Source organism: Streptomyces sp. NBC_00250 (genome assembly GCF_036192275.1).
GTDB lineage: Bacteria > Actinomycetota > Actinomycetes > Streptomycetales > Streptomycetaceae > Streptomyces.
Genome location: NZ_CP108088.1, coordinates 3,695,475 through 3,716,591 on the forward strand (window position 1 = coordinate 3,695,475; position 21,117 = coordinate 3,716,591).

Below are 21,117 nucleotides of genomic sequence, written 5' to 3' on the forward strand. Positions count from 1 at the left end.
GCTGAGCCTTGATCGGCGCCGTGGTGTCCATGGTGTTACCTCTCTCAGATATGGGGGCGCCCCGCGGTCCATGTCGGATCCGCGGGGCGTGTGAGGGTGTGTCAGGTCATGCGTCCGTAGGTCAGTGCGCGCGCCGTGTCGGCGTCGCGGACGTCGATCTCTGTACGGACGATGTCGGTCAGTTCGCGGTCCCCCAGGAAGGTCCGGGCCTCCACGACGATGTTGGGAGTTCCACGTCCGCCGGCCTGGAGCGACGCCGCCTGACGAGCCATGGCCCTTGAGTCGCTGTTGCTGTAGACCTGCGTCGGGTGCAGGAAGCGAACGAGCTCAGGACCGTTCTCACCGACCCATGCCAGCTCGCCGACGTCGGGGAAGCCGCCGCTGGCGTATCCGCCGGGACGGTTGTATGCCGTCGGGAGCGAGCCATAGCGGCTCATGGCGTACTGCATCGACGAGTAGACGTTCGCCAGTGGGTTCGTCGAGACGCCGAAGAGCTTCGGTCCAACGTTCCGCATGTGGCCGGCGAACGCTTCGAACGTCGGCTTGATGACCTGCATCAGACCAACGCTCGGCGTGCCGTTGCGCGCGTTGATGTCCCAGTTGTTTACGGCTTCGGGGTTACCGCCACTTTCCTGGTTCATGCGCCGGAGCGTCAGGTCCGCGTAACCTGCGGGGTTGCCGGTCATGCGGAGTGCCTGCTGTACGACTCCGCGCCAACGCTGGACGCCGGAACCGCCTCCGCCTCCCCCACCCGTCAGGAACGGCATAGGGTCGACAGTGGCGCCGTTCCGGCGCGCCTCCAGGTGGAGATGGGGGCCCGTCACGTTGCCGGTGGCGCCAACACGGCCGATCGTCTGACCCGCCTGGACCGTGTCGCCAACCTGCGTCAGCATCGACGACATGTGGGCGTACAGGGACGACAGCCCGTTTCCATGGTTCACCATGACGTGGAGCCCGTAGGGGCCACCGCCCTGCGCCATGGAGACGCGTCCGCCGGCCACAGCACGGATCGCCGTTCCGACAGCCGCAGGGAAGTCGAGGCCGGTGTGTCGGCCGGACGACCACATCGAGCCGCGCTGGCCGAAGGGAGTACCGAACGCAGCGTCGACGGGACGGAGCCACGTTCCACCGCCTCCGCCACCCGATCCCCCGCCGAAGCCTAGGAAGTCGAGCGCCTTGTCCTTCAGCCCGTTGAGCACCTTCCCCGGCATCTTGGCCACAGAACGTGCCCATGGGTTGGTCAGAAGGGGCTTCAACTGATCGGTGACGAGGTCGCGTGCCTTGCCGAAGACGTCGAGCGGGTTGCTGAAGATGTCAGCGACGTCGCCGGCCTTGTCCTTCAGCCACCCGACGATGCCGCCTTCGGCATAGCCACCCTGGAACTGCCCGAGCGACTGACCGCTCATAGCCGCACGGTTGACGGCGTGGAGACGAGCACGCTCGTAGGGGTCCCGCATCGCTTCGGAGACGTAGACGCCTTCGCCGCGACGCATCGGGACGAGTTGGTCGTCTCCCTGCCTCCACGTCGACTGTCCGGGGAGAATGCCGCCTCGCGCCCAGCCCTTCATGTTCAGGGGCTTCAGCTTGCCGGCACCGGTAATGCCCGCTACGCGATTCCAGAGGGGGACAATTCCTTCGTTGTACACATGTTGGATTATGAACCGGACGGGCTTCTTCGCGATCTCCTGAATCTTGTTCCAGGCCTTTTCGACGGCATTCTTTCCGTCCTCGAAGGAGGCAGACAGGATATCGATTGCCTTGCCGATGTTCTCGAATGCGGGCTTAATGGCCTTGTCGTACAGCCACCCCGCCTTCTCGCCGATCCACTGGAAGACGGGCCGGAGCACCTTCTCCCACAGCCATTCGCCAGCGTCGCCGAGAGCGTCGAAGGTCTTCTTCGCCTCCTTGAAGGCAGGCTTGATGGCCTTGTCGTAGAGCCACGTGGCCTTGTCGCCGATCCACGTGAAGACCGGCTTCATTGCGTTGTTCCACAGCCAGACGGCTGCGTCGCCAATGGCCTTGAATGCAGGCTTGATGGCGTGATCCCACAGCCAGATCGCAACCTCTCCGAGCGCCTTGAAAATCAAGTACGCAGGAAGCAGCGCAAGGGTAACGACTGCCGTGAAAAGGTACTGCGCAGCCGTGGAGATGAAGTCGAACGCCGGCTTGATGGCTTTCTCCCACAACCACACCGCGATGTCGCCGACCTTTTGGATCAGCCACCACACACCGTCGAGGACCGGCTTCAGGACCTTGTCCCAGAGCCACGAGAATCCCGTCCCTACAGCGTCAACCACGAAGTCGACAGTCTCGCGGAACCAATCCCAATTCTGGTAGGCGTAGATCACAGCCGCGACGAGGAGACCGATCACGAGCACGATGGCCCGGATGATCGGGACGATGCCTGTTGCGTTAAGCGCTACCGCCCATCCGCCGGTGACGACTTGCGCCGTCAAAACAACTGCATTGTACAGGCCCATTGCAGCACCGAACGCCGCCATTCCGACCACAACGGCTTTGTTGACTGCCCAAATTCCCCACAGTGCGATGACGAGTTCTGGAACGTTTGTTGCGAGCCACGTAATTGCGTCAAACAGTGGCGTTACAACGGTCATCAACGCCGTTGAAACGGGGCTCAACGTCTGCGCCGTGGTAAGCAACGCAGTAAGAACGCTGCCGACTAGCGCCCCAACACTCGGCGCACTGCTCTTAACGTAATCAAGGAAGCGTTCGAAGTCGGGACTGCCCTTCAGGCTCGTCCCCCACTTGGCGAAGCGCTCCGTGATCGAATCCGATCGCTGAGCGATGCCGTCCATGTGCGGGAGGAAGGCGTCGATGATTCCCGCAACGCCCCTGATGACATTGCCAAAGGCCACGCCGAATCCGACAATCGCCGGCTCAACGTTGTCCGCGAGATCCTTCTTGAACTCCTGCCAGAACGGCGTCTTGAGCTGTGCAGACGCCTTGTCCATGAGCGTCTGGATCGCGTTGGCGGCGCCAATGACGAGCGGCGTGAGCCCCGGCAGGGAGCCCTTCGCCCCGTCGACGCCCCGGGTGAAGATCGGCAGAACGTGCGGCTGGAGGCTCTTCTGCCAGGCGTCGAAGGCACTCTTGATACCTGTCGGCCCGGCAATCGAGTCGTACAGGTCGCGCTGTGCCGGCGTCAGCTTCGCGAGAGCCTGTTCGTACTCCTGCTGCTTCGTGATAGCCGTCGACGTCGCGGAGGCACCCGCCAGTCGCGCGGAGGCGACACCACGTTCCGCGGATGCGATGGCTTCGGCCGACGAGACCTGTGCGTTTGCGGCGTTGTCCACTGCGTCCGCCACACGTCGCTGCGCGTCGACGAGATCCTGAGCAGCCTGCGTCTGAGCTCGCGCAGCATCCTTCTGTGCGCGAGTCAGCTCAGCGGCCTCGTCCCGAACCTTCTGCTGCGCGTCGAGCACACGCTCCTGCGCGTCCACGAGCTCCTGTGCAGCCTTCGTCTGGCTCTGAGCGGCTGCTCGCTGGGCGTCAGCAACGGCCTTCGCTTCGTCCTTCACCTTCTGCTGGGCGTCGGACAGTCGGTCCTGTGCGCGGGTGACTTGCTCGGAGCCGTCGACTCCGGCCTTCGTCTGACGGACGATCTCCGCCTTCAGCTCCGTGATGTCTTCACGCTGGCGCTGGAGGTTGCGCTCCGCCTCGTCGGCCGCGAGCTGCGCACGATCGCGCTGGAGCTGCGTCGCCTTCGGGTCCTTCATCACCCGAGCCAGCTCTTCCTGGGCCTCCGTGACGCGGAGAACGGCGCCCCGCTGATCCAGGGTGGAGTCCGCGAGCCGCTCGTTCAGATCCTTGAGCTGCTGAGTCGCAGCCTCTCGGGCCTGTGTGAGCTCCTGCTCTGCCTGGAGCACGTCCCGCGCTGCGTCAGCGAGGGACCGCTCCGCCCGTTCGACGGACTCGGCAGCCTGCCGGCGCTGTTCGGCGGCCCGAACGCCAGCCTGTGTAACGCCCTCTTCAGCGCGCACTACGTCACGCTTGGCGTCGAGGAGAGACCGCTCCGCCCGCGCAATAGCGTCAGCCGCCTGACGACGCTGATCGGCGGCACGGATCCCTGTCTGAGCGAGGGCCCGCTCCGCGTCTTCGATCGCGCGGTTGGACTGGACGATCGTGCGCTCTGCGTTGCGGTGAGCCGTCGCCAAAGAGGCCTGCGCACCCGCGAGCTGGAGTGCCTGCGACGCTGCCTGTGACGCAGCTCGCGCCGTAGCAGCGGATCCACGCAGGGAGGCGTTTGCCGCATCGTCCTGCGCCGCCTTCTGTGCCTTCAGCGCCTCCCCCACGCCCTTCACTGCGGGGACAGCCGCCAGGGCGAAGGCGCCGAACCCAGCGCCGGCAGCCGCAGCCATCGAGACGACGGCTCCAAGTCCGGCAGCGATCACCGGGCCGAGCGGGATGGCCATCAGCACGGCCAGCTGGATCCCGAGCGACATCAGTGCCGACCGGGCGCCGGTCGTGTCAACGTCGACGTCGAGGTCCACCTCCGTGGCGTCCACGGCAGCGATCTCGGCACGGAGCTCCGCGAGAGCAGCGCGTGCGGTTGCCGTGTCGGCCCGGACAGCAACGTTCGGGTGCGACGCCCCAAGCCGCTGGAGCTCCGCGTCGATGCGCCGGACCTCCGCCTCCGCGGCCGTCACGTCGACGTCGATGCCGATGCGCTTGCCGGCCAGAGTCTCCATGCGGGCACGGAGGCGGGCGAGCTGGGCGTCCACCCCGGTATCGGAGAGACGGACGTCGAGGCGGGGCATTGCCCTGAAAGCAAGCTCTAGCTTTCGGCGGAGGCTGCTCGCAAAGGCGCCACCTGTGTCCGATCCCTGACGGGACGCGGCTCGCTGTGCTGCCTGCCCACCGGTCTGAATCGCCTGCGGGAGAGCAGTACCCACCTGGCGCACGATGGCGTCAGCCATGCGGTCACCGAGGATGCGTCCCGCTTCCTGTCCGACCCGATCCGCTGCGGGGAGGACAATGCGCTCCAGCTTCGCGTGAAAGGTCGGTGCGACGGGTACGACGTCGACGCCGGCGTTACCGACGATGTCCAGGTCTGTCGCCATCAGAACTCCACCAGTGGGCCAATGTCGGTGGGCTCACGTCGTGCGTCGAGTGCGACGCGCAGCTTCTCCATGCCTGCCTTCGCTACGGGCGTGTCCGCCGTAGCCGGGACGGTGGCGAGGGTGCGTTCCAGCCACAGATAGTCAGCACACGCGTGACTGCAATGAGCCGTCGGCAACAGCGCATCGCCAACCATCGTCAGCATGGGCAAGAAGGTGCAGCCGTCGCGCGCGCACGGCTCGTTCGGGTCAGCGGGCATCGAGTACCTCTCAATGGTCTGGGAACGCCGAAGGGCCCGCAGCGCAGTGGCTACGAGCCCTTCGGGGGATTAGTTGGTTGCTGCATCTTTGGAACACTTCTAGGCGTCTGACCTGCGGTTTTCACTAAGCCAGAGGAAGCGTCCCCACCTAGCCCTAGCTCGCTTTGTGGACGCGATCCACCGCGTCTGGCCCGCGTACGGGCACCTGACGGGCACCTAAGCGGCCTCTACGGGGCTCCTGCGGGCGCTCTCGTTCGACCTCTAACCGGTTGACAGACAGCGCGTACCAGCACCTGTACGGTCCGGAAGGATGGCCAGCGGGGGTCACCCCCCTGGCATCTCCGCAGGTCAGAGGCGTGGCACGTCAGCCGAGCGTCGGTCGTCCGCCGGGACCACACGCCGCGAGCTCCGTAGCGTCGACGTCAGCGGCGTAGGTACGTCGGGCGTCGAGCCAGCGGCGCCACGCTCTGATGACTTCCGGCGCGCTCAGCCCGTGACGCTCCACGGCGTGACGCTCGCTGGCACGGAGCCAGTCCCACACAACGCAGGGTGTACGCAGCGTCGGCGGGCATGCGCTACTCCCGTCCTCCGGGCTACTGCGCTGCGCCAGTAGCGCCAACTGCGCCTGTCTGCGGGCGCTCACGCCGCACCACCGGGGAGTACGTGGATCTCACCAGTCCTGGCGTCCACACTCTCTATCGTCCACCCCAGCGCCTTCAGCCCCGCAGGACTCAGGCCAAGGTGGTCAGCTAGGTGACGTGCCTCCTGCGCCAGGCCAGCCGTCACACGACCGCTCAGCGAGTCGCACACCACCCGCACGTAGAGCGCGACGATAGGGACGTAGCTGTCGTTCCACTGCGTCGCCTGCGGACTCGCCCACAGGTCCGCCCACATGCCTTGTTCCGACTCCGTCCAGGCGCGCCCTGTCGGCATGTCCGGGACGGGTAGGTCGCAGCCTGCCAGGGGAAGCACGATCGGGCCTGACGCCGATGACCGTGCCTGCCCCCGGTAGGTACGACTGTGAACGCGGGTGGGGTCTCGCCGTGGTCCAGGGGCAACCATCGTCAGCGCTCCAGGGTGTAGCCCGCTTCTGCGAACGGGTTGCGGTTGCCGGTCGGGATCGGCTTCTTCGCGGGCCGGTTACCGTCCTCGTCGATTTGGTGTCGCTCGCGGTAGAGGGCGGCGCCTGCGCTGAGGGTTCCGCGGCCTCCGTTGCTCCCCACGTCGACTCCGCGGGGGCCGCCGGAACGGGGAGCCGGCGCGGGAGGCTCGGGGGTGCCGAAGGCTTCGATGAACGCCACAGCGTCCGCCTGGAGCTCCTCGGTGGTCTCGCCGCGCAGGAACGCGCACATGGGCGGGGTCAGGCCGTGCACTTCGCCGGCCGCAAGCTGTTCGGGGGTTGGCTCGTTCATGGGTGTTGCCTCTCTTCGTCAGTAGCGCCAGACAGGCGCCGTCGGGTCGTCCGGAGTCGCATTGGGGTTGGGATTCACGGGGGCAGGGTCGCTGTAGTTCAGGTGCGGCGCTCGCGAGTGCGCGTAGACCTCCGACGCCTTCGGCGCGGGGATGGGCGTCTCGATCACCCGGAGAGTCACGGGGCCGTTGTCGTCGTAGAAAATCGGCTCCGGCTTCGCCGCCTCTACCTCGTCGGTGAGCTCTTCGACGCTCCCGGGCACGTAGGCCGTGCCACGTCGGGAAAGCCACAGGACGTAGTCGACGCTGTAGCGCCGGGACCGGGCGGCGTCGAGGAGGATCTCCGGAGCGTCGTCGACGCGGAATCCCCGGATCTCACCGTGTCCGGCGTTCCTCCAGGCGAGCATGGTCGGTCGGTTCGTGAGGCTCGACAACTGGCCTGTGCGCAGGGGAGGACTGAGGAGATCCCACTGAGCCTCTCGGACGTTCTTCAGGTCGACAACGAGCCCCTGAAGGCGGCTCCACGCCTCCACAACGGCGCCTCCAGCCCTGATGGCCTCGTCTGCTGTGCGGACGTCACCGAGGACGTCACCGGCCTCCCTGGCGGCGCTGAGCGTCTCGTCCAAGCGACGCCCGAGATACGCGAGCGCGTCGCCGGCGAGAGCCTCGCGAACACCGATCGCGTAGTCCCTGGCTGCGTCCTTCGCTCGACGGAGCGCGGTCCGCTCACTCTCCCACTCCATGGCGGACTGATATGCGGCGGCTGCCTTCTTGCCGATGTCCGCGGTCCACTTGCCTGTTGACGTCAGAGCGCTGACGGCCTCGTCGATCACGCGGTCTCGCGCCGTGTGCGGCTCCGCGCCCGCGCGGTGCTCCCGGAGGCGCTTCTCCGCCTCGTTGGCCGTCTTCTCGGCGCGAGCGATCTCCGGGACGGTCGCCAGCGCTGCCGCCAACTCCGGGTTGGTTACTGCCATGTTCGGTTACCTCTCTTTGGAAATGACTGAGCCCCCACCGGTCGGCAGGGGCTCAGGAAGGGGGCTGTACGGGCGCCTAAGCGGCGTTCCACTGGGGTGCGTCGCGGAACATCTCCGCGCGCTCGATGCGGGCCTGACGCTTGCGTTCTAGGACGTCGGCCGACGTGCGTGCGTACCTCTCGCGCTCGATGGCGGCGCAGCACTCTCGGCAACGGGCACGCAGGCCCTGGAAGCCCAGGGCGTCACGGCCGAAGTAGCGCGCGTCTCGTGGTAGCAGGCGCCCGCACCACGTGCACGGGCGGTCGTCTGAGTGTGGAGTGGGCACGTCGGCCATGGCTGATCCCGTCCTGACTTCCTCGCGTCCTAGCGAATTTCGGAGAAATGAGAGAAGCGCCGTCCGATGGACAGCGCTCGAAAGTCGTCGTCCCCGCGACGGGGCCAACCGGGGCGCGGAGGAGGCGCGGCACACGCGGAGGCTCGACGTCACGGGGACGGAGCGTCGACCGGGAGAGGTACCGGGCGACGCAGCATGCGAGGGGAGCCAGGAGCCGTGCCAGTCGCCGGCGTCCGTGAAACTCCCCTACTTCTATTATCGGGCGGCTGTGACGCGGCGCCCGGGAGGAACGAGTCCTCTACTTAGGTTATTTGGGACGTGTTACGCGTTAACGATCTTGCGTCCCCCCAGTCCAGACCGCACTTCCCTCTACTTAGGCGATGTGGGGGCGTGTTCGGCAATACACCGACATAGAACCCATACCCTCACACATGGTTACAAAGTCGTTACATCCGCCTACCCTGCCGCGCGACGTCGAAGCAGCCCCGTGCCAAACCGGGGGCCAGAGTGGCAAACAAACCCCCTTCTAGCCTTTCTCCCTAACGCGCTATAGAAGAAAGTAGAAGTAGGGGTTTGTTTGACACTTCGGACCCTGTTTGGCACTCCATCGCCACTCGGCGTAGCTAGTCGGCTCGATTCGTCACTCTGCGCACCCAACCTGGCGGACGAGGACGCCTGTCGACGTCAACCCGCGGTTGCCTGAAACGCCAACGACCCGCCTCCGCCGGAGCGGGAAGCGGGCCGCTTGATGGTGGAGCGCTACGCGGGCACGCTCGCCCGGCTCTGCGCATCCGCGTGAGCACCCTTCAGGCACCCCGCGCAGAGGTCCACGGGGAACCACGTCCCTTCGACAAGGACGGGCGACGGGTCCTCATCGTCGGCGCCGCACCATCCGCACTCCGCTACGAGGTCGAAGTCTTCCAAGTCACGGACGTTCATGACGCACATGTCCGCCTCCGTGGCCTCCACCCACAGGACCGCGGAGTCGACGCTCCCCAGGTGGGACAGCTCGTCGTAGACGACGGCTTCAAACTGCGTTACGTCATAGTCGCGCCCCATAGCGACGACGGCCGGCAGCTGCATGCGGTCAGCGACCTCGTGTGCGAGGGCGGTGACGATGGTCAGTCCGTCGGGGGTGGTGGTGTCGCCGATGACGAGGACTCGGGGGGTGGGGTGTGTCATTCTGAATCACTCCTTCACGGGAGTGCGCAGCCCCGGAGACTCGGCCAGAGGAACACCGGGGCTGCACCCTTTCCCGCTGTTCACGGGTGGTTGACCACCTCGAATATGACACACCCTCGACAGGTGGTCAACCACCTGACATCATCGAGTCATGGCTAACCAACACAAGCACCCGGTACGCGGCCTCCGCGGCATCGACGATGCTCTCTGGAAGGACTTTGAGAGGGCCGTGCAGGCGTCGGGGACTGACCGCTCAGCGGCCCTGCGCGGCTATATGGAATGGTTCGTCGGCCGCCCTGGCGCGAAGCTGCCGGATCGGCCGCCAGCAGTGCCGTCTGACTCCTGAACATACGAAGGGCCCGCACACTGCGTGCGGGCCCTCGTCGCTTCAACCGCTAATCCTCGTCAGCCTCGTCGTCGACGGGGAGCGGCCGCCAGTGCAGGGTTACCCGGCCCTCGATCGCGACGTACTTCCGAGTCTCTGGGTCGCGTCCCCGGCTCACGGACACCCCGGACAGGAACAAGTCGAGGAATTCACGCTTCTCGAAGATGCCCCACGCCGCCCACGGGCTCCCCTTACCGACGGGATCCTCCCCCGCCTCAGTCCACTCCATAGGGATCCGGACCGTGGCGGACGCCTCTTCCTCCAGTTCCGTCAGCCGTGCAACGCACTGCTCCTCATAGGCTCGGTACTGCTCCATGGTCGCGCGCCACGTTCGTAGCTCGTCTCGTCCGCGGTACAGCCCACGCTTCCGGTCCTCCTGGAGCTCAGCAATCGACTGCCGGACGTGGTCAAGGTGGAGCTCCGTCTCCCGACGCTCCTCCTGGGCGCTGGACAGATCCCTTTGGTACGCGAAGCGCTGGGCAGCCGCCTCCACCCAGGCCCGATCCTCAGCGTTCTCCATGTCGGCGTTCTCAAGTCGGGCCCACACGCAGCGCGCGACGAAATCGTCCAACTCGCCTCGCTTGACGCTGAGGCCGCCGTGCCCCTTCGGGTTGGAGCACATGTAGGAACCATCACCGTTTCCAGGCGTCTGCCCGAGCGCCCCTCCACAGACTCCGCACGTTGAGAAGCGCCACCCGCTGAGCAGCGTAGGCACAGCCTCCCCACCCGACTTCCGCCCCGGTTGGGTGCGAGACTTTCGCTTCTCCTGGAGTTCGAGCCACGTCGCCCCCGGGACGATCCCTCTGTGTGGAGCCAGCGGCTTCCCGACGAGGTTGCGCGCAATCACGTTCTCGTATGCCTTCCCACGCTTAACGCGCTCGCTCGCAAACCCGCCGATGGCAGGGTGCGAGAGAATCCACCGAACGGTCTGGGCGCGCCACTGAATCGGGCTCTCCTTGTCGGACACACGCCGGCGCTTGATGGACTCCACCCGCTTGGGGGTAGCGCGTCGCTCGGCCTCCCCGGGTGCCGGGACCGCCTCTTCCGTGAAGGTAGTGGCGATCTTGTTGTCTGAGACCCCGTCAGTCGACATCGCAACCATGCGCTCGACGAGAGCCACGTGGTCGGGGTTGTCCTCGTCTGGCTCCAGAACAGAGACAACTAGGTTCCCGATCTTCTCGCGAACGGCCCGCATCCCGAACGGCGCCGACGAGGAGTGCCGCCCACCGACTGCCCTGATCTCGTCCTTCGCTCCACGAAGGCGCTCAGCCTTGATGTCACTGTCCTGCTTCGCCAGGGCTGCGATCAGGGCAAAGATCGCCACACCGATGGGGTTGGACGTGTCGAGGAACGGCTCCAGTACGGAGACGAAGCGGACTCCGTACTCCTTGAACTCCTTGTCGATCTCCAACGCGTCGTGTGCACCTTTGCGGGTCAGCCGGGACAGCTCGTTGACGATCACCACGTCAATCTCGCCCGCACGCACCGCGTCCATGAGGGCTTCGAACTCTGGACGGACCGCATTTGGATCCCAGCCCGACCTACCGACGTCCTTAAAGGTGTGCACCACCTCCCACCCCCGGCTAGCCGCGAGCATCTGACCAGCCGTCAGTTGCGCTTCCGGCGACGCTTCCGACGAGTCCGGCCGCGCCTTCGACTGGCGGGCGTACACACCAACCCTCACCGTGTCCAGCTTCTCGGCCCCAACAGCCGAAACGAAGGGAGTCAAGCCTCTCACCTGCACTTTCCCGTTCGAGGAGGTCTAACAGTTATTTACGCATGGAAGGTGATCCAGATGAACCAGCTCCACACCCCGAACGCGAGCAGGAACCAGGAGACGCGGCGGCTGAACTTCATGACCCCAGTATCACCGTCCGCCCCACTGGCCCCGCGGACGGGTGGACGAGCCCGGACGAACCGCCAGCCGGAGTTCGGATCCTTCTTCCGTACCTGTACGTTCACGACCGTGTCTGCTTCGAAGAAGACCGCTTGGGCGGTCATTGCTGCTGTGTTCCTGCCGCTCGTCGTCGCCGTGCCCTCCGCACACGCGGACACGAAGGACGAGAAGGACAAGCAGCCCAAGCCCCCCAACGCGATGTCCTCGCTCGGCGGCCCCCTGCTCGGCAACCCCGGCACGCAGGTGCAGCTGGGCCCCGGCGCCCCGGTGCTGCCGAAGGAGCTGTCCGGCCGCTCCTGGATCGTCGCGGACGCCGAGAACGGCAAGATCCTCGCCTCGCACAACGCGCACTGGCCGCTCGCCCCGGCCTCCACGCTCAAGATGCTCTTCGCGGACACCCTGCTGCCGAAGTTCCCCGACGCGAAGCAGAAACACCTCGTCACCAACACCGACCTGGCCGGGATAGGAGCCGGCTCCAGCCTGGTCGGCATCAAGGAGAAGCAGACCTACACCGTCCACGACCTGTGGCTCGGTGTCTTCCTCCGCTCCGGCAACGACGCCGTGCACGTCCTGACCAACATGAACAACGGTCTCCGTCAGACCGTGAAGGACATGAACGACCGCGCGGCCGAGCTCCAGGCGCTCGACACCCACGTGGTCTCCCCGGACGGCTACGACGCCCCGGGCCAGGTCTCCTCCGCGTACGACCTGACGCTCATCGCCCGCAGCGGCATGCAGAAGCCGGATTTCCGCGCGTACGCCGCCACCGCCCGCGCCGCCTTCCCCGGCGAGCAGAAGCCGGGCAAGAAGCGCGAGACCTTCGAGATCCAGAACACCAACCGGCTGCTCACGGGCGACATCGGCGTCGCCCAGTACCAGGGCATCGCGGGCGTCAAGAACGGCAACACCACGCACGCGGGTGCCACCTTCACGGGAGTCGCCGAGCGGAACGGCAGGGTCCTGCTCGTCACCGTGATGAACCCCTCCTCGAAGGAGCAGCACGCGGTCTACCGCGAGAGCGCCCGGCTGCTCGACTGGGGCTTCGCCGCGTACGGGAAGGTGACCCCGGTCGGCGAACTGGTGCCGCCGAGGTCCGCCCGTACGGCCACGACCGCCCCCGACGACGGATCGGTCCCGGCGCCCGGCAAGAACGCCCCGGGGGACACCGTCCAGGCGGCCGCGAAGGAGCAGTCCGGTGGCGTCGGGATCGCGCTCGCCGTGGCGGGCGGGGCCCTCGTGCTCCTCGCCGGCGCCGTCTTCCTCGTCAACCGTCGCTGGCCGCTCGCTGGGTCGGCGGGCCGTCGCCGTCGCTCGCAGCGGACTCCCGGGACGGATCCCGACGTGAATCCGTAGCCGTCCACGCGGCGCAGTACAGCAGCAGCTTCGCGGTGAAGTTGATCCAGAGCAGCAGGGCGACCGGGACACCGAACGCCCCGTACATCGACTTCGCCGCGACACCGCGCATGTAGCCGCCGAGCAGCAGCTTGAGCAGCTCGAAGCCGACCGCGCCCATCAGCGCCGCCACGACGAGCCGGCGGCGCGGCGGCTGCACGCCGGGCAGCAGCGTCAGGACGTACAGCAGGATCAGGAAGTCGGCGACGACCGCGACCAGGACGGCGGCCGCCTGGAGGAAGTAGCCGCCCGCCCCCTCGCTGGAGATCCCGATCCGGTCGGCGCTCCAGCCGACGGCGGTGGAGCCGAGCCAGGACGCCGCGAGCGAGGCGAGGGCGACGCCGCCGAGGCCGACGAGGATGAGCGCGTCCTTGCCCTTGAGCAGGACCGGGTTGCCCTCGATGTCGTCGAGCCCCCACACCGCGCGCAGGCAGTCCCGCATGGAGCCGACCCAGCTGATGCCGGTGAGCAGCAGGATCGCACCGGCGACGAGCCCGACGGTGCCGGCGTTGTCGACCAGCCCGCCGATGTTGAGCTGGTCGGAGATCCCGGGCACCTGGTCGCTGATCTTGTCCTCGATCTTGTCGAGCTGCTCCTTGCTGAGGAGTGCGGCCCCGACCGCGGCGGCGACGGTGATCAGCGGGAAGAGCGCCAGGAACGAGACGAAGGTGATCGCGGCGGCGAGCCGGGTCCAGTGGGCCTCGTCGAGGGTCTCGTACGAGCGCCACGCATGGGTCCGCATGAGCCGCGCGACCCATGGGCCGATGACGGGGAGCTTGGTCAGCCAGTCCATGTCGTACGCCTACCCCTCGATCCGTGTGCGCCCCTGAGGCGACCGCGATACGAGAATCCCCCGCCGGGACCCTCGGGCCCGCGAGCGACATCCCGTACATGGCCACCCGTACATCGCCACCCGCACTCCGCCACGCGCGGGACCCGCGGAACCCGGGAGACACACCTTCGAGGGCACTTTCCCGACACTCCTTTAATCACCCATTTCGACGAACCGCCATGCAATACCGGCATAAGCGACAGAGGCGGCTATACGGTCCCCTCATGGCTGTCGAGACCCACGTCCTGGACGACGACTGCGAAACGATCACCGGCTGGGGGCGCACCGCGCCGACCCTCGCGCGCGTGAACCGGCCCCGCACTCACGCCGAGGCGGCCGAGGCCGTCCGCACGGCCGGGGCCCGCGGTTCGATCGCCCCCGGTCTCGGCCGCGCCTCCGGGGACGCCGCGCAGAACGCGCCGCCCTCGACCCCCGGTCCGTCCTCACCTCGGACCTCTCCCAGCCGCCTCGGCCTCAAGCCCGACCCGATCTCCAGGAGCCTCACATGAAGGACGCCTTCGGTGCCCCGCAGTCCCTGCTCGTCCTCGGCGGCACCTCCGAGATCGGGCTCGCCACCGCCCGCCGACTGATCGCCCGCCGGACCCGTACCGTCTGGCTGGCCGGTCGCCCCTCCCCCGCGCTCACCGCCGCGGCCGACTCGCTGCGGGCGCTCGGCGCGGACGTGCACACGGTCCCCTTCGACGCGCTCGACCCCGAGTCGCACGAGGAGCGGCTCGGCAAGATCTTCACCGAGGGCGACATCGACATGGTGCTGCTCGCCTTCGGGGTCCTCGGCGACCAGGCGCGCGACGAGTCCGACCCGGTCGCGGCCGTGCGCGTCGCGCAGACCAACTACACGGGCGCCGTCTCGGCGGGGCTGGTGTGCGCGGGCGCGCTCCAGGCACAGGGGCACGGCTCGCTGGTCGTGCTGTCCTCGGTGGCGGGCGAGCGGGCCCGCCGCGCCGACTTCATCTACGGCTCGTCGAAGGCGGGGCTCGACGCCTTCGCCCAGGGCCTCGGGGACGCGCTGCACGGCACGGGGGTGCACGTCATGGTCGTACGGCCCGGGTTCGTGCGCTCGAAGATGACGGCCGGGCTCGCGGAGGGGCCTCTCGCGACCACGCCGGAGGCGGTCGCGGGGGCGATCGAGCTGGGGCTGCGGCGCCGCTCGGAGACTGTGTGGGTGCCGGGGGCGCTACGGATGGTGATGGCGGCCGTACGGCACGTCCCGAGGCCGCTGTTCCGGCGGCTGCCGGTGTGAACCGGGAGCCGGTGTGAACCGGGAGCTGGCGCGAGCCGGGAGCCGGCGGGGCGAGGGGCGGGGGCTCCGCCAGCCGGACGGGGTACCCGGTATCCGTCAGCCGGCCGGGGTGGCCGTCGGGGTGTCGACCGGGCTGCCGGCCTGCGCCGGGACCGCCGAGATCGGGCGTCCGCTGCCGAACTCGTAGTCGTAGAGCTTCCGCCACACGCCGTCCGCACCCTGCTCGTACAGCGCGAAGGAACGGCAGGTCCAGGCCGCCTCGTACCCGGCGAGCTCTTCGTACGCCCGGTCCATCCCCTCCTCGGAGATGGCGTGCGCCACGGTGACGTGCGGGTGGTACGGGAACTGCAGCTCGCGCGCGAGCGGGCCCGCCTCGTCCCGGATCCGGTGCTGGAGCCGGTTGCAGAGGGGCACGCCCTCCTTCAGCTTCACGAAGACGACCGGAGAGAGCGGCCGGAAGGTCCCGGTGCCCTTCAGCCGCACCGGGAACGGCTGGCAGCCCGCGGCGACACCGGCGAGGTGCGCCTCGATCTCGGGCAGCCGCTCCTCGGCGACCTCGGTCGGCGGGACGAGCGTCACGTGCGTGGGGATGCCGTGCGCGGCCGGATCCCCGAAGCCGGCGCGCCGCTCCTGGAGCAGGCTGCCGTAGGGCTCCGGGACCGCGATCGAAACGCCGAGCGTTACGGTCCCCACGTCGTTCTCCTCCGTCGTCGGTCGACTTGTGTCGGGTGGTGCAGCCGCCAGTGTGCGGCCTGCACCACCCTTTCGGCCAGGGTCCTTGGACTCAGTGCTTGGCGGGCAGGAAGCCCATGCGCTCGTACGTCTGCGCCAGCGTCTCGGCGGCGACGGCCCGAGCCTTCTCCGCTCCCTTGGCCAGAACGGAGTCCAGCGTCTCCGGGTCGTCCAGGTATTCCTGGGTGCGGGTCCGGAACGGCGTGACGAAGTCCACCATGACCTCGGCGAGATCCGTCTTCAGCGCGCCGTACATCTTGCCCTCGTAGCTCGTCTCCAGATCGGCGACGCTCGTCCCGGTGAGGGTGGACAGGATGCTGAGGAGGTTGGAGACGCCGGCCTTGTTCTCCGGGTCGAAACGGATCACCGTCTCGGTGTCGGTGACCGCGCTCTTGACCTTCTTCGCGGTGACCTTCGGGTCGTCCAGGAGGTTGATCAGACCCTTCGGCGTGGACGCCGACTTGCTCATCTTGATCGACGGGTCCTGGAGGTCGTAGATCTTCGCCGTCTCCTTGAGGATGTACGGCGCCGGGATCGTGAACGTCTCGCCGAAGCGGCCGTTGAAGCGCTCCGCGAGGTCGCGGGTCAGCTCGATGTGCTGGCGCTGGTCCTCGCCGACCGGGACCTGGTTGGCCTGGTAGAGCAGGATGTCCGCGACCTGGAGGATCGGGTACGTGAAGAGGCCGACGGTGGCGCGGTCGGCGCCCTGCTTCGCGGACTTGTCCTTGAACTGGGTCATGCGGGAGGCCTCGCCGAAGCCGGTGAGGCAGTTCATGACCCAGCCGAGCTGGGCGTGCTCGGGGACGTGGCTCTGGACGAAGAGGGTGCAGCGCTCCGGGTCGAGACCCGCCGCGAGCAGCTGGGCGGCGGCGAGCCGGGTGTTCGCACGCAGCTCCGCGGGGTCCTGGGGAACCGTGATCGCGTGCAGGTCGACGACCATGTAGAAGGCGTCGTGGGTCTCCTGCAGGGCGACCCACTGGCGGACGGCGCCGAGGTAGTTGCCGAGGTGGAACGAGCCTGCGGTGGGCTGGATTCCGGAGAGCACGCGGGGACTGTCAGAGGCCATGCACATCATTCTCTCAGGTGTGGGAACCGATCCCGGACTGCCGGTGTATCAAGAGTGTGAGGACGCGGGAGGGGGGCCTGGTCGACGACGAGGCCGTGGTGATCGCACGGGTGCGCGCCGGGGAGCCGGAGGCGTACGCGGAGCTGGTCCGCGCGTACACGGCGGTCGCGCTGAGGGCGGCGGTGGCGTGCGGCGCGGGTGCGGAGGCCGAGGACGTGGTGCAGCAGGCGTTCTTCAAGGCGTACCGCTCGCTGGGGCGCTTCCGGGAGGGCTCGGCGTTCCGGCCGTGGCTGCTGCGGATCGTCGTCAATGAGACCAGGAACACAGTGCGGTCGGCGGGTCGGCAGCGGGCCGTCGCCGACCGGGAGGCGGACCTGCTCGGGGGTGAGCCGCGGATACCGGATTCGGCGGATCCGGCGGTCGCGGCCGAGGAGCGGGAGCGGAGCAGACGGCTCCTCGACGCGCTCGATCGACTCACCGACGACCACCGGCAGGTGGTGATCCACCGGTATCTGCTGGAGCTGGACGAGACGGAGACGGCCCAGGCCCTCGGGTGGCCGAAGGGGACGGTGAAGTCCCGGCTGAGCCGGGCGCTGAAGAAGCTGGGCCTGGTGCTGGAGGAAGGCCTGAGGGACGGATCGGAGGGAGGTGGGGAGCGTGGCTGACGAGGGTCTGCCGGACGAGCTGAGGGAGCTGGGACGGCGGCTGAGGGTGCCGGACGTGGACGGGGAGTCGATGGCCGAGCGGGTGCTCGCCCAGCTCCTCGCCGAACAGGTGCCGACGCCGACGCCGGTCCACCGCCGACGGGGGTGGTGGACGTCGGTACGGCGATGGGCGCGGGCGCGCCGGCGGGCGCTGGTGGCGGGTCTCACCGGGGTGCTGATCGTGCTGGTGCTCACCCCGCCGGTGCGGGCGGCCGTGGCCGAGTGGTTCGGCTTCGGCGGGGTCACCGTGCGGTACGACCCGGACGGACGTCATGTCCCGGCGGCCGGCGGCCCGGTGCCGGGGTGCCCGGAGGCGGTGCCGCCGGCGGAGGCCGGGCGGCTCGCGGGGTTCGAGCCGCTGATACCGAGGGCGCTCGGCGCGCCCGACGCGGTGGCGGTGACGGGGTCGGCGGACCGGGGCCGGGCGGTGATCAGCCTGTGCTGGCGCGACGGGGAGCGGACGGTCCGGCTCGACGAGTTCCCGGCCCGGCTGGACATCGGCTTCGCCAAGCAGGTGCGGACACAGCCGCAGTGGGTCGACCTCCCGGACGGCGCGCAGGGCTACTGGTTCGCGGCCCCGCATCTGCTGACGTTCCCGATGACGGACGGGACGGGCTCGGCCTGGACCCATGAGGTCCGTACGGCGGGCCCCACGCTCCTCTGGACGAGGAACGGGGGCGCGCTCACCTTCCGGCTGGAGGGCATACCGGACCGCGAGGAGGCCCGGCGGGCGGCGGAGTCGCTCGGCTGACGGCTCGGGCCCGCCCGGCCGTGATCCGCCGGACAGGCCTGGGATCCGCCCCCGGTCAGACCGGGAGGCCGGGGGCCGGGAAGGCGGCCATCAGGTCGGCGACCTCGGCGCGGATCGTGGCGAGGGCTTGCTCGTCGCCCGTGCCGGCCGCCGCGACGCCCCGGTCGATCCAGTCGGCGACCTGCGTCATGTGCTCCGTGGTGAGGCCTCGGGAGGTGAGGGAGGGGGTGCCGATGCGGATGCCGGAGGGGTCGAACGGCTTCCGGGGATCGTAGGGGACGGTGTTGTAGTTGACGACGATGCCCGCCCGGTCGAGGGCCTTCGCGGCGATCTTGCCGGGGACCTGCTTGGGGGTGAGGTCCATCAGGATCAGGTGGTTGTCGGTGCCGCCGGAGACCAGGTCGAAGCCTCGGGCGAGGAGTGCCTCGGCGAGGGCCTTGGCGTTGGCGACGACGGCGTGGGCGTAGTCGCGGAAGGAGGGCTGGGACGCCTCGCGGAGGGCGACGGCGATGGCGGCGGTGGTCTGGTTGTGCGGGCCGCCCTGGAGGCCGGGGAAGACGGCCTTGTCGAGGGCCTTGGAGTGCTCCTCGCGGGACATGAGCATGGCGCCGCGCGGGCCGCGCAGGGTCTTGTGGGTGGTCGTGGAGATGACGTCGACGTGCGGGACCGGGGACGGGTGGGCGCCACCCGCGATGAGGCCGGCGATGTGGGCGACGTCGGCGACGAGCACGGCACCGGCCTCGCGGGCGATCTCGCCGAAGGCCGCGAAGTCGATCGTGCGGGGCAGCGCGGTGCCGCCGCAGAAGATCACCTTGGGGCGTTCCTTGAGGGCGAGCTCGCGGACCTCGTCGAAGTCGATGAGGCCGGTGTCCCGGCGGACGCCGTACTGGACGCCGCGGAACCACGTGCCGGTGGCGGAGACGCCCCAGCCGTGGGTGAGGTGGCCGCCCATGGGCAGGGCCATGCCCATGACGGTGTCGCCGGGCTCGGCGAAGGCGAGGTGGACGGCGAGGTTGGCCGGGGAGCCGGAGTAGGGCTGGACGTTGGCGTGGTCGACGCCGAAGACGGCCTTGGCGCGCTCGACGGCGAGGGTCTCGACCTGGTCGATGTTCTGCTGGCCCTCGTAGTAGCGGCGGCCGGGGTAGCCCTCGCTGTACTTGTTCTGGAGGACGGTGCCGGAGGCTTCGAGGACGGCGGCGGAGACGTAGTTCTCGCTGGGGATGAGGCGCAGGGTCTCGGCCTGGAGGCGTTCCTCGGCGCCGACGAGGGCGGCGAGCTCGGGGTCGGCGGCGGCGAGTGCGGGGTGCGTGTACGGGGGCTGCGGGACGGTCATGGCGGTGTCCTCCGGGCGTCGGCGGGTCCCGGGACACTGCGTGAGAGGCGCGGCGCCACGCGGGACTTCGGTCCCGTGACGCCCAGGCGGGCGGCGTCTCGTGTGGTCTGCCGCGCACGGCTCCCCCGGGGTCGCTTCCCCGTGCGCCAGTCGCCGTGCGTGTTTTCAGACTAGCGGGCGCGCCGCGCGCGAGGTTTCCCGGTCCGGCATCCGAGCGACGATAGAAACAGGGGCCACAACCCCCTCGTCGGGGTCATCCCCCGAGCCCGCAGGACGAACGGAGATCCCGTGTCGAGCACACAAGACGCGATCGCTTCGGCGGAGGCGCACAGCGCACACAACTACCACCCCCTGCCGGTCGTCGTCGCTTCGGCGGACGGCGCCTGGATGACCGATGTCGAGGGGCGCCGCTATCTCGACATGCTCGCCGGATACTCGGCGCTCAACTTCGGGCACGGCAACCGGCGTCTGATCGACGCGGCGAAGGCCCAGCTGGAGCGGGTGACGCTGACCTCACGCGCCTTCCACCACGACCGGTTCGCCGAGTTCTGCACCCGGCTCGCCGAGCTGTGCGGGAAGGAGGCGGTGCTGCCGATGAACACCGGGGCGGAGGCGGTCGAGACGGCCGTGAAGACCGCCCGGAAGTGGGGGTACGAGGTGAAGGGCGTGCCGGACGGGCACGCGAAGATCGTGGTCGCGGCGAACAACTTCCACGGCAGGACGACGACGATCGTCGGCTTCTCCACGGACCACGAGGCGCGGGACCACTTCGGTCCGTACACGCCGGGGTTCGAGATCGTGCCGTACGGGGACCTGACGGCGATGGAGGCGGCGGTCACCGAGAACACGGTGGCGGTGCTGCTCGAACCGATCCAGGGCGAGGCGGGGGTGCTGGTCCCGCCGGCGGGCTATCTGGCGGGGGTGCGGGAGCTGACCCGCCGGCGGAACGTGCTGTTCATGGCGGACGAGATCCAGTCGGGTCTGGGCCGGACGGGCCGGACGTTCGCGTGCGAGCACGAGGGCGTGGTGCCCGATGTGTACATCCTGGGGAAGGCGCTGGGCGGCGGGGTGGTGCCGGTGTCGGCGGTGGTCGCCGACCGGGATGTCCTCGGGGTGTTCCGGCCGGGTGAGCACGGGTCGACGTTCGGCGGGAACCCGCTGGCCTGCGCGGTGGCCCTGGAGGTGATCGCGATGCTGCGGACGGGTGAGTACCAGGAGCGGGCGGCGGAGCTGGGCGAGCACCTGCACGCGGAGCTGGGGCTGCTCGTGGGCGGCGGGGCGGTGGAGGCGGTGCGCGGGCGCGGGCTGTGGGCCGGGGTGGACATCGCGCCGTCGCACGGCACGGGCCGGGAGATCTCGGAGAAGCTGATGGAGCGGGGTGTCCTGGTGAAGGACACGCACGGTTCGACGATCCGGATCGCACCGCCGCTGGTGATCTCGAAGGAGGATCTGGACTGGGGTCTGGAGCAGCTGAGGGGCGTGCTGTCGGAGGAGTGACGAAGTCCGTTTGAGGGGGCGGCGGGCGC

The 21,117-nt window shown here is 68.7% G+C and carries 15 protein-coding genes, 2 pseudogenes and 1 riboswitch; of the genes and pseudogenes, 6 read left to right on the forward strand and 11 right to left on the reverse strand.

The window, feature by feature from the left end; genetic code table 11:
- Positions 1 to 101: 101 nt before the first annotated feature.
- The 7 genes and pseudogenes from OG259_RS16450 to OG259_RS41780 form a co-directional block, all read right to left on the reverse strand.
- Positions 102 to 5,081, reverse strand: coding sequence for a peptidoglycan DD-metalloendopeptidase family protein (locus tag OG259_RS16450; protein WP_328942967.1), 4,980 nt, complete (start codon positions 5,079 to 5,081; stop codon positions 102 to 104).
- Complete coding sequence (locus OG259_RS16455) at positions 5,081 to 5,284, reverse strand: hypothetical protein (protein WP_328942968.1); 204 nt, start codon at positions 5,282 to 5,284, stop codon at positions 5,081 to 5,083. Before OG259_RS16455 ends, OG259_RS16450 begins: the two co-directional genes overlap by 1 nt.
- A 1,118-nt stretch (positions 5,285 to 6,402) precedes the next feature.
- Positions 6,403 to 6,750, reverse strand: coding sequence for a hypothetical protein (locus tag OG259_RS16460; protein WP_328942969.1), 348 nt, complete (start codon positions 6,748 to 6,750; stop codon positions 6,403 to 6,405).
- A gap of 18 nt (positions 6,751 to 6,768) precedes the next feature.
- Positions 6,769 to 7,722 (reverse strand): hypothetical protein, encoded by a 954-nt coding sequence (locus OG259_RS16465; protein ID WP_328942970.1) that lies wholly within the window; start codon positions 7,720 to 7,722, stop codon positions 6,769 to 6,771.
- Positions 7,723 to 8,815: 1,093 nt separating this feature from the next.
- A complete protein-coding gene (locus tag OG259_RS16470) occupies positions 8,816 to 9,238 on the reverse strand; it encodes a hypothetical protein (RefSeq protein WP_328942971.1) in 423 nt (140 codons plus the stop codon).
- Between the two features lie 395 nt (positions 9,239 to 9,633).
- On the reverse strand, positions 9,634 to 11,361 hold the full coding sequence (locus OG259_RS16475; RefSeq protein ID WP_328942972.1) for a recombinase family protein: 1,728 nt from the start codon (positions 11,359 to 11,361) through the stop codon (positions 9,634 to 9,636).
- A gap of 44 nt (positions 11,362 to 11,405) precedes the next feature.
- Positions 11,406 to 11,480 (reverse strand): annotated as a pseudogene (locus tag OG259_RS41780) (SCO4848 family membrane protein); the annotation flags it as partial.
- A gap of 109 nt (positions 11,481 to 11,589) precedes the next feature.
- On the opposite strand from OG259_RS41780, the gene OG259_RS16485 reads away from it, so the two are divergent.
- Positions 11,590 to 12,873, forward strand: coding sequence for a D-alanyl-D-alanine carboxypeptidase family protein (locus tag OG259_RS16485; RefSeq protein ID WP_328942973.1), 1,284 nt, complete (start codon positions 11,590 to 11,592; stop codon positions 12,871 to 12,873).
- Here OG259_RS16485 and OG259_RS16490 read toward each other — a convergent pair.
- Positions 12,785 to 13,705 carry a YihY/virulence factor BrkB family protein gene (locus tag OG259_RS16490; RefSeq protein ID WP_328942974.1) on the reverse strand — a complete coding sequence of 307 codons (921 nt, stop codon included), beginning with the start codon at positions 13,703 to 13,705 and terminating at the stop codon, positions 12,785 to 12,787. The genes OG259_RS16485 and OG259_RS16490 overlap by 89 nt on opposite strands.
- Before the next feature lie 263 nt (positions 13,706 to 13,968).
- Here OG259_RS16490 and OG259_RS16495 point away from each other — a divergent pair.
- Together OG259_RS16495 and OG259_RS16500 are read left to right on the forward strand one after the other, a co-directional pair.
- Positions 13,969 to 14,163, forward strand: a pseudogene (locus OG259_RS16495) (decaprenylphosphoryl-beta-D-ribose oxidase); the annotation flags it as partial.
- An 86-nt stretch (positions 14,164 to 14,249) separates the two neighbouring features.
- The gene (locus OG259_RS16500; protein ID WP_328942975.1) at positions 14,250 to 15,005 is read left to right on the forward strand and encodes a decaprenylphospho-beta-D-erythro-pentofuranosid-2-ulose 2-reductase; all 756 of its coding nucleotides are present in this window, start codon (positions 14,250 to 14,252) and stop codon (positions 15,003 to 15,005) included.
- Between the two features lie 96 nt (positions 15,006 to 15,101).
- Here OG259_RS16500 and OG259_RS16505 read toward each other — a convergent pair whose 3' ends face one another.
- Positions 15,102 to 15,698, reverse strand: a complete 597-nt coding sequence (locus OG259_RS16505) for a 2'-5' RNA ligase family protein (RefSeq protein ID WP_328942976.1) — start codon at positions 15,696 to 15,698, stop codon at positions 15,102 to 15,104.
- A 91-nt stretch (positions 15,699 to 15,789) separates the two neighbouring features.
- Entirely contained in the window at positions 15,790 to 16,803 is a 1,014-nt protein-coding gene (gene trpS, locus OG259_RS16510) for a tryptophan--tRNA ligase (RefSeq protein ID WP_328942977.1), read from the reverse strand.
- 56 nt (positions 16,804 to 16,859) lie between these two features.
- Between trpS and OG259_RS16515 the strand changes: the two genes are divergently transcribed.
- The gene (locus tag OG259_RS16515) at positions 16,860 to 17,468 is read left to right on the forward strand and encodes an RNA polymerase sigma factor (protein WP_328942978.1); all 609 of its coding nucleotides are present in this window, start codon (positions 16,860 to 16,862) and stop codon (positions 17,466 to 17,468) included.
- Positions 17,461 to 18,258: a hypothetical protein gene (locus OG259_RS16520; RefSeq protein ID WP_328942979.1), complete on the forward strand. Its 798-nt coding sequence runs from the start codon at positions 17,461 to 17,463 to the stop codon at positions 18,256 to 18,258. Before OG259_RS16515 ends, OG259_RS16520 begins: the two co-directional genes overlap by 8 nt.
- Positions 18,259 to 18,313: 55 nt before the next feature.
- Here the strand turns inward: OG259_RS16520 and glyA are convergent, their stop codons facing one another.
- Complete coding sequence (glyA, locus tag OG259_RS16525) at positions 18,314 to 19,591, reverse strand: serine hydroxymethyltransferase (RefSeq protein ID WP_328942980.1); 1,278 nt, start codon at positions 19,589 to 19,591, stop codon at positions 18,314 to 18,316.
- 73 nt (positions 19,592 to 19,664) lie between these two features.
- Positions 19,665 to 19,755, reverse strand: a riboswitch (ZMP/ZTP riboswitch).
- Between the two features lie 124 nt (positions 19,756 to 19,879).
- On the opposite strand from glyA, the gene rocD reads away from it, so the two are divergent.
- Positions 19,880 to 21,088 (forward strand): ornithine--oxo-acid transaminase, encoded by a 1,209-nt coding sequence (rocD, locus tag OG259_RS16530; RefSeq protein ID WP_328942981.1) that lies wholly within the window; start codon positions 19,880 to 19,882, stop codon positions 21,086 to 21,088.
- Positions 21,089 to 21,117 lie beyond the last annotated feature (29 nt).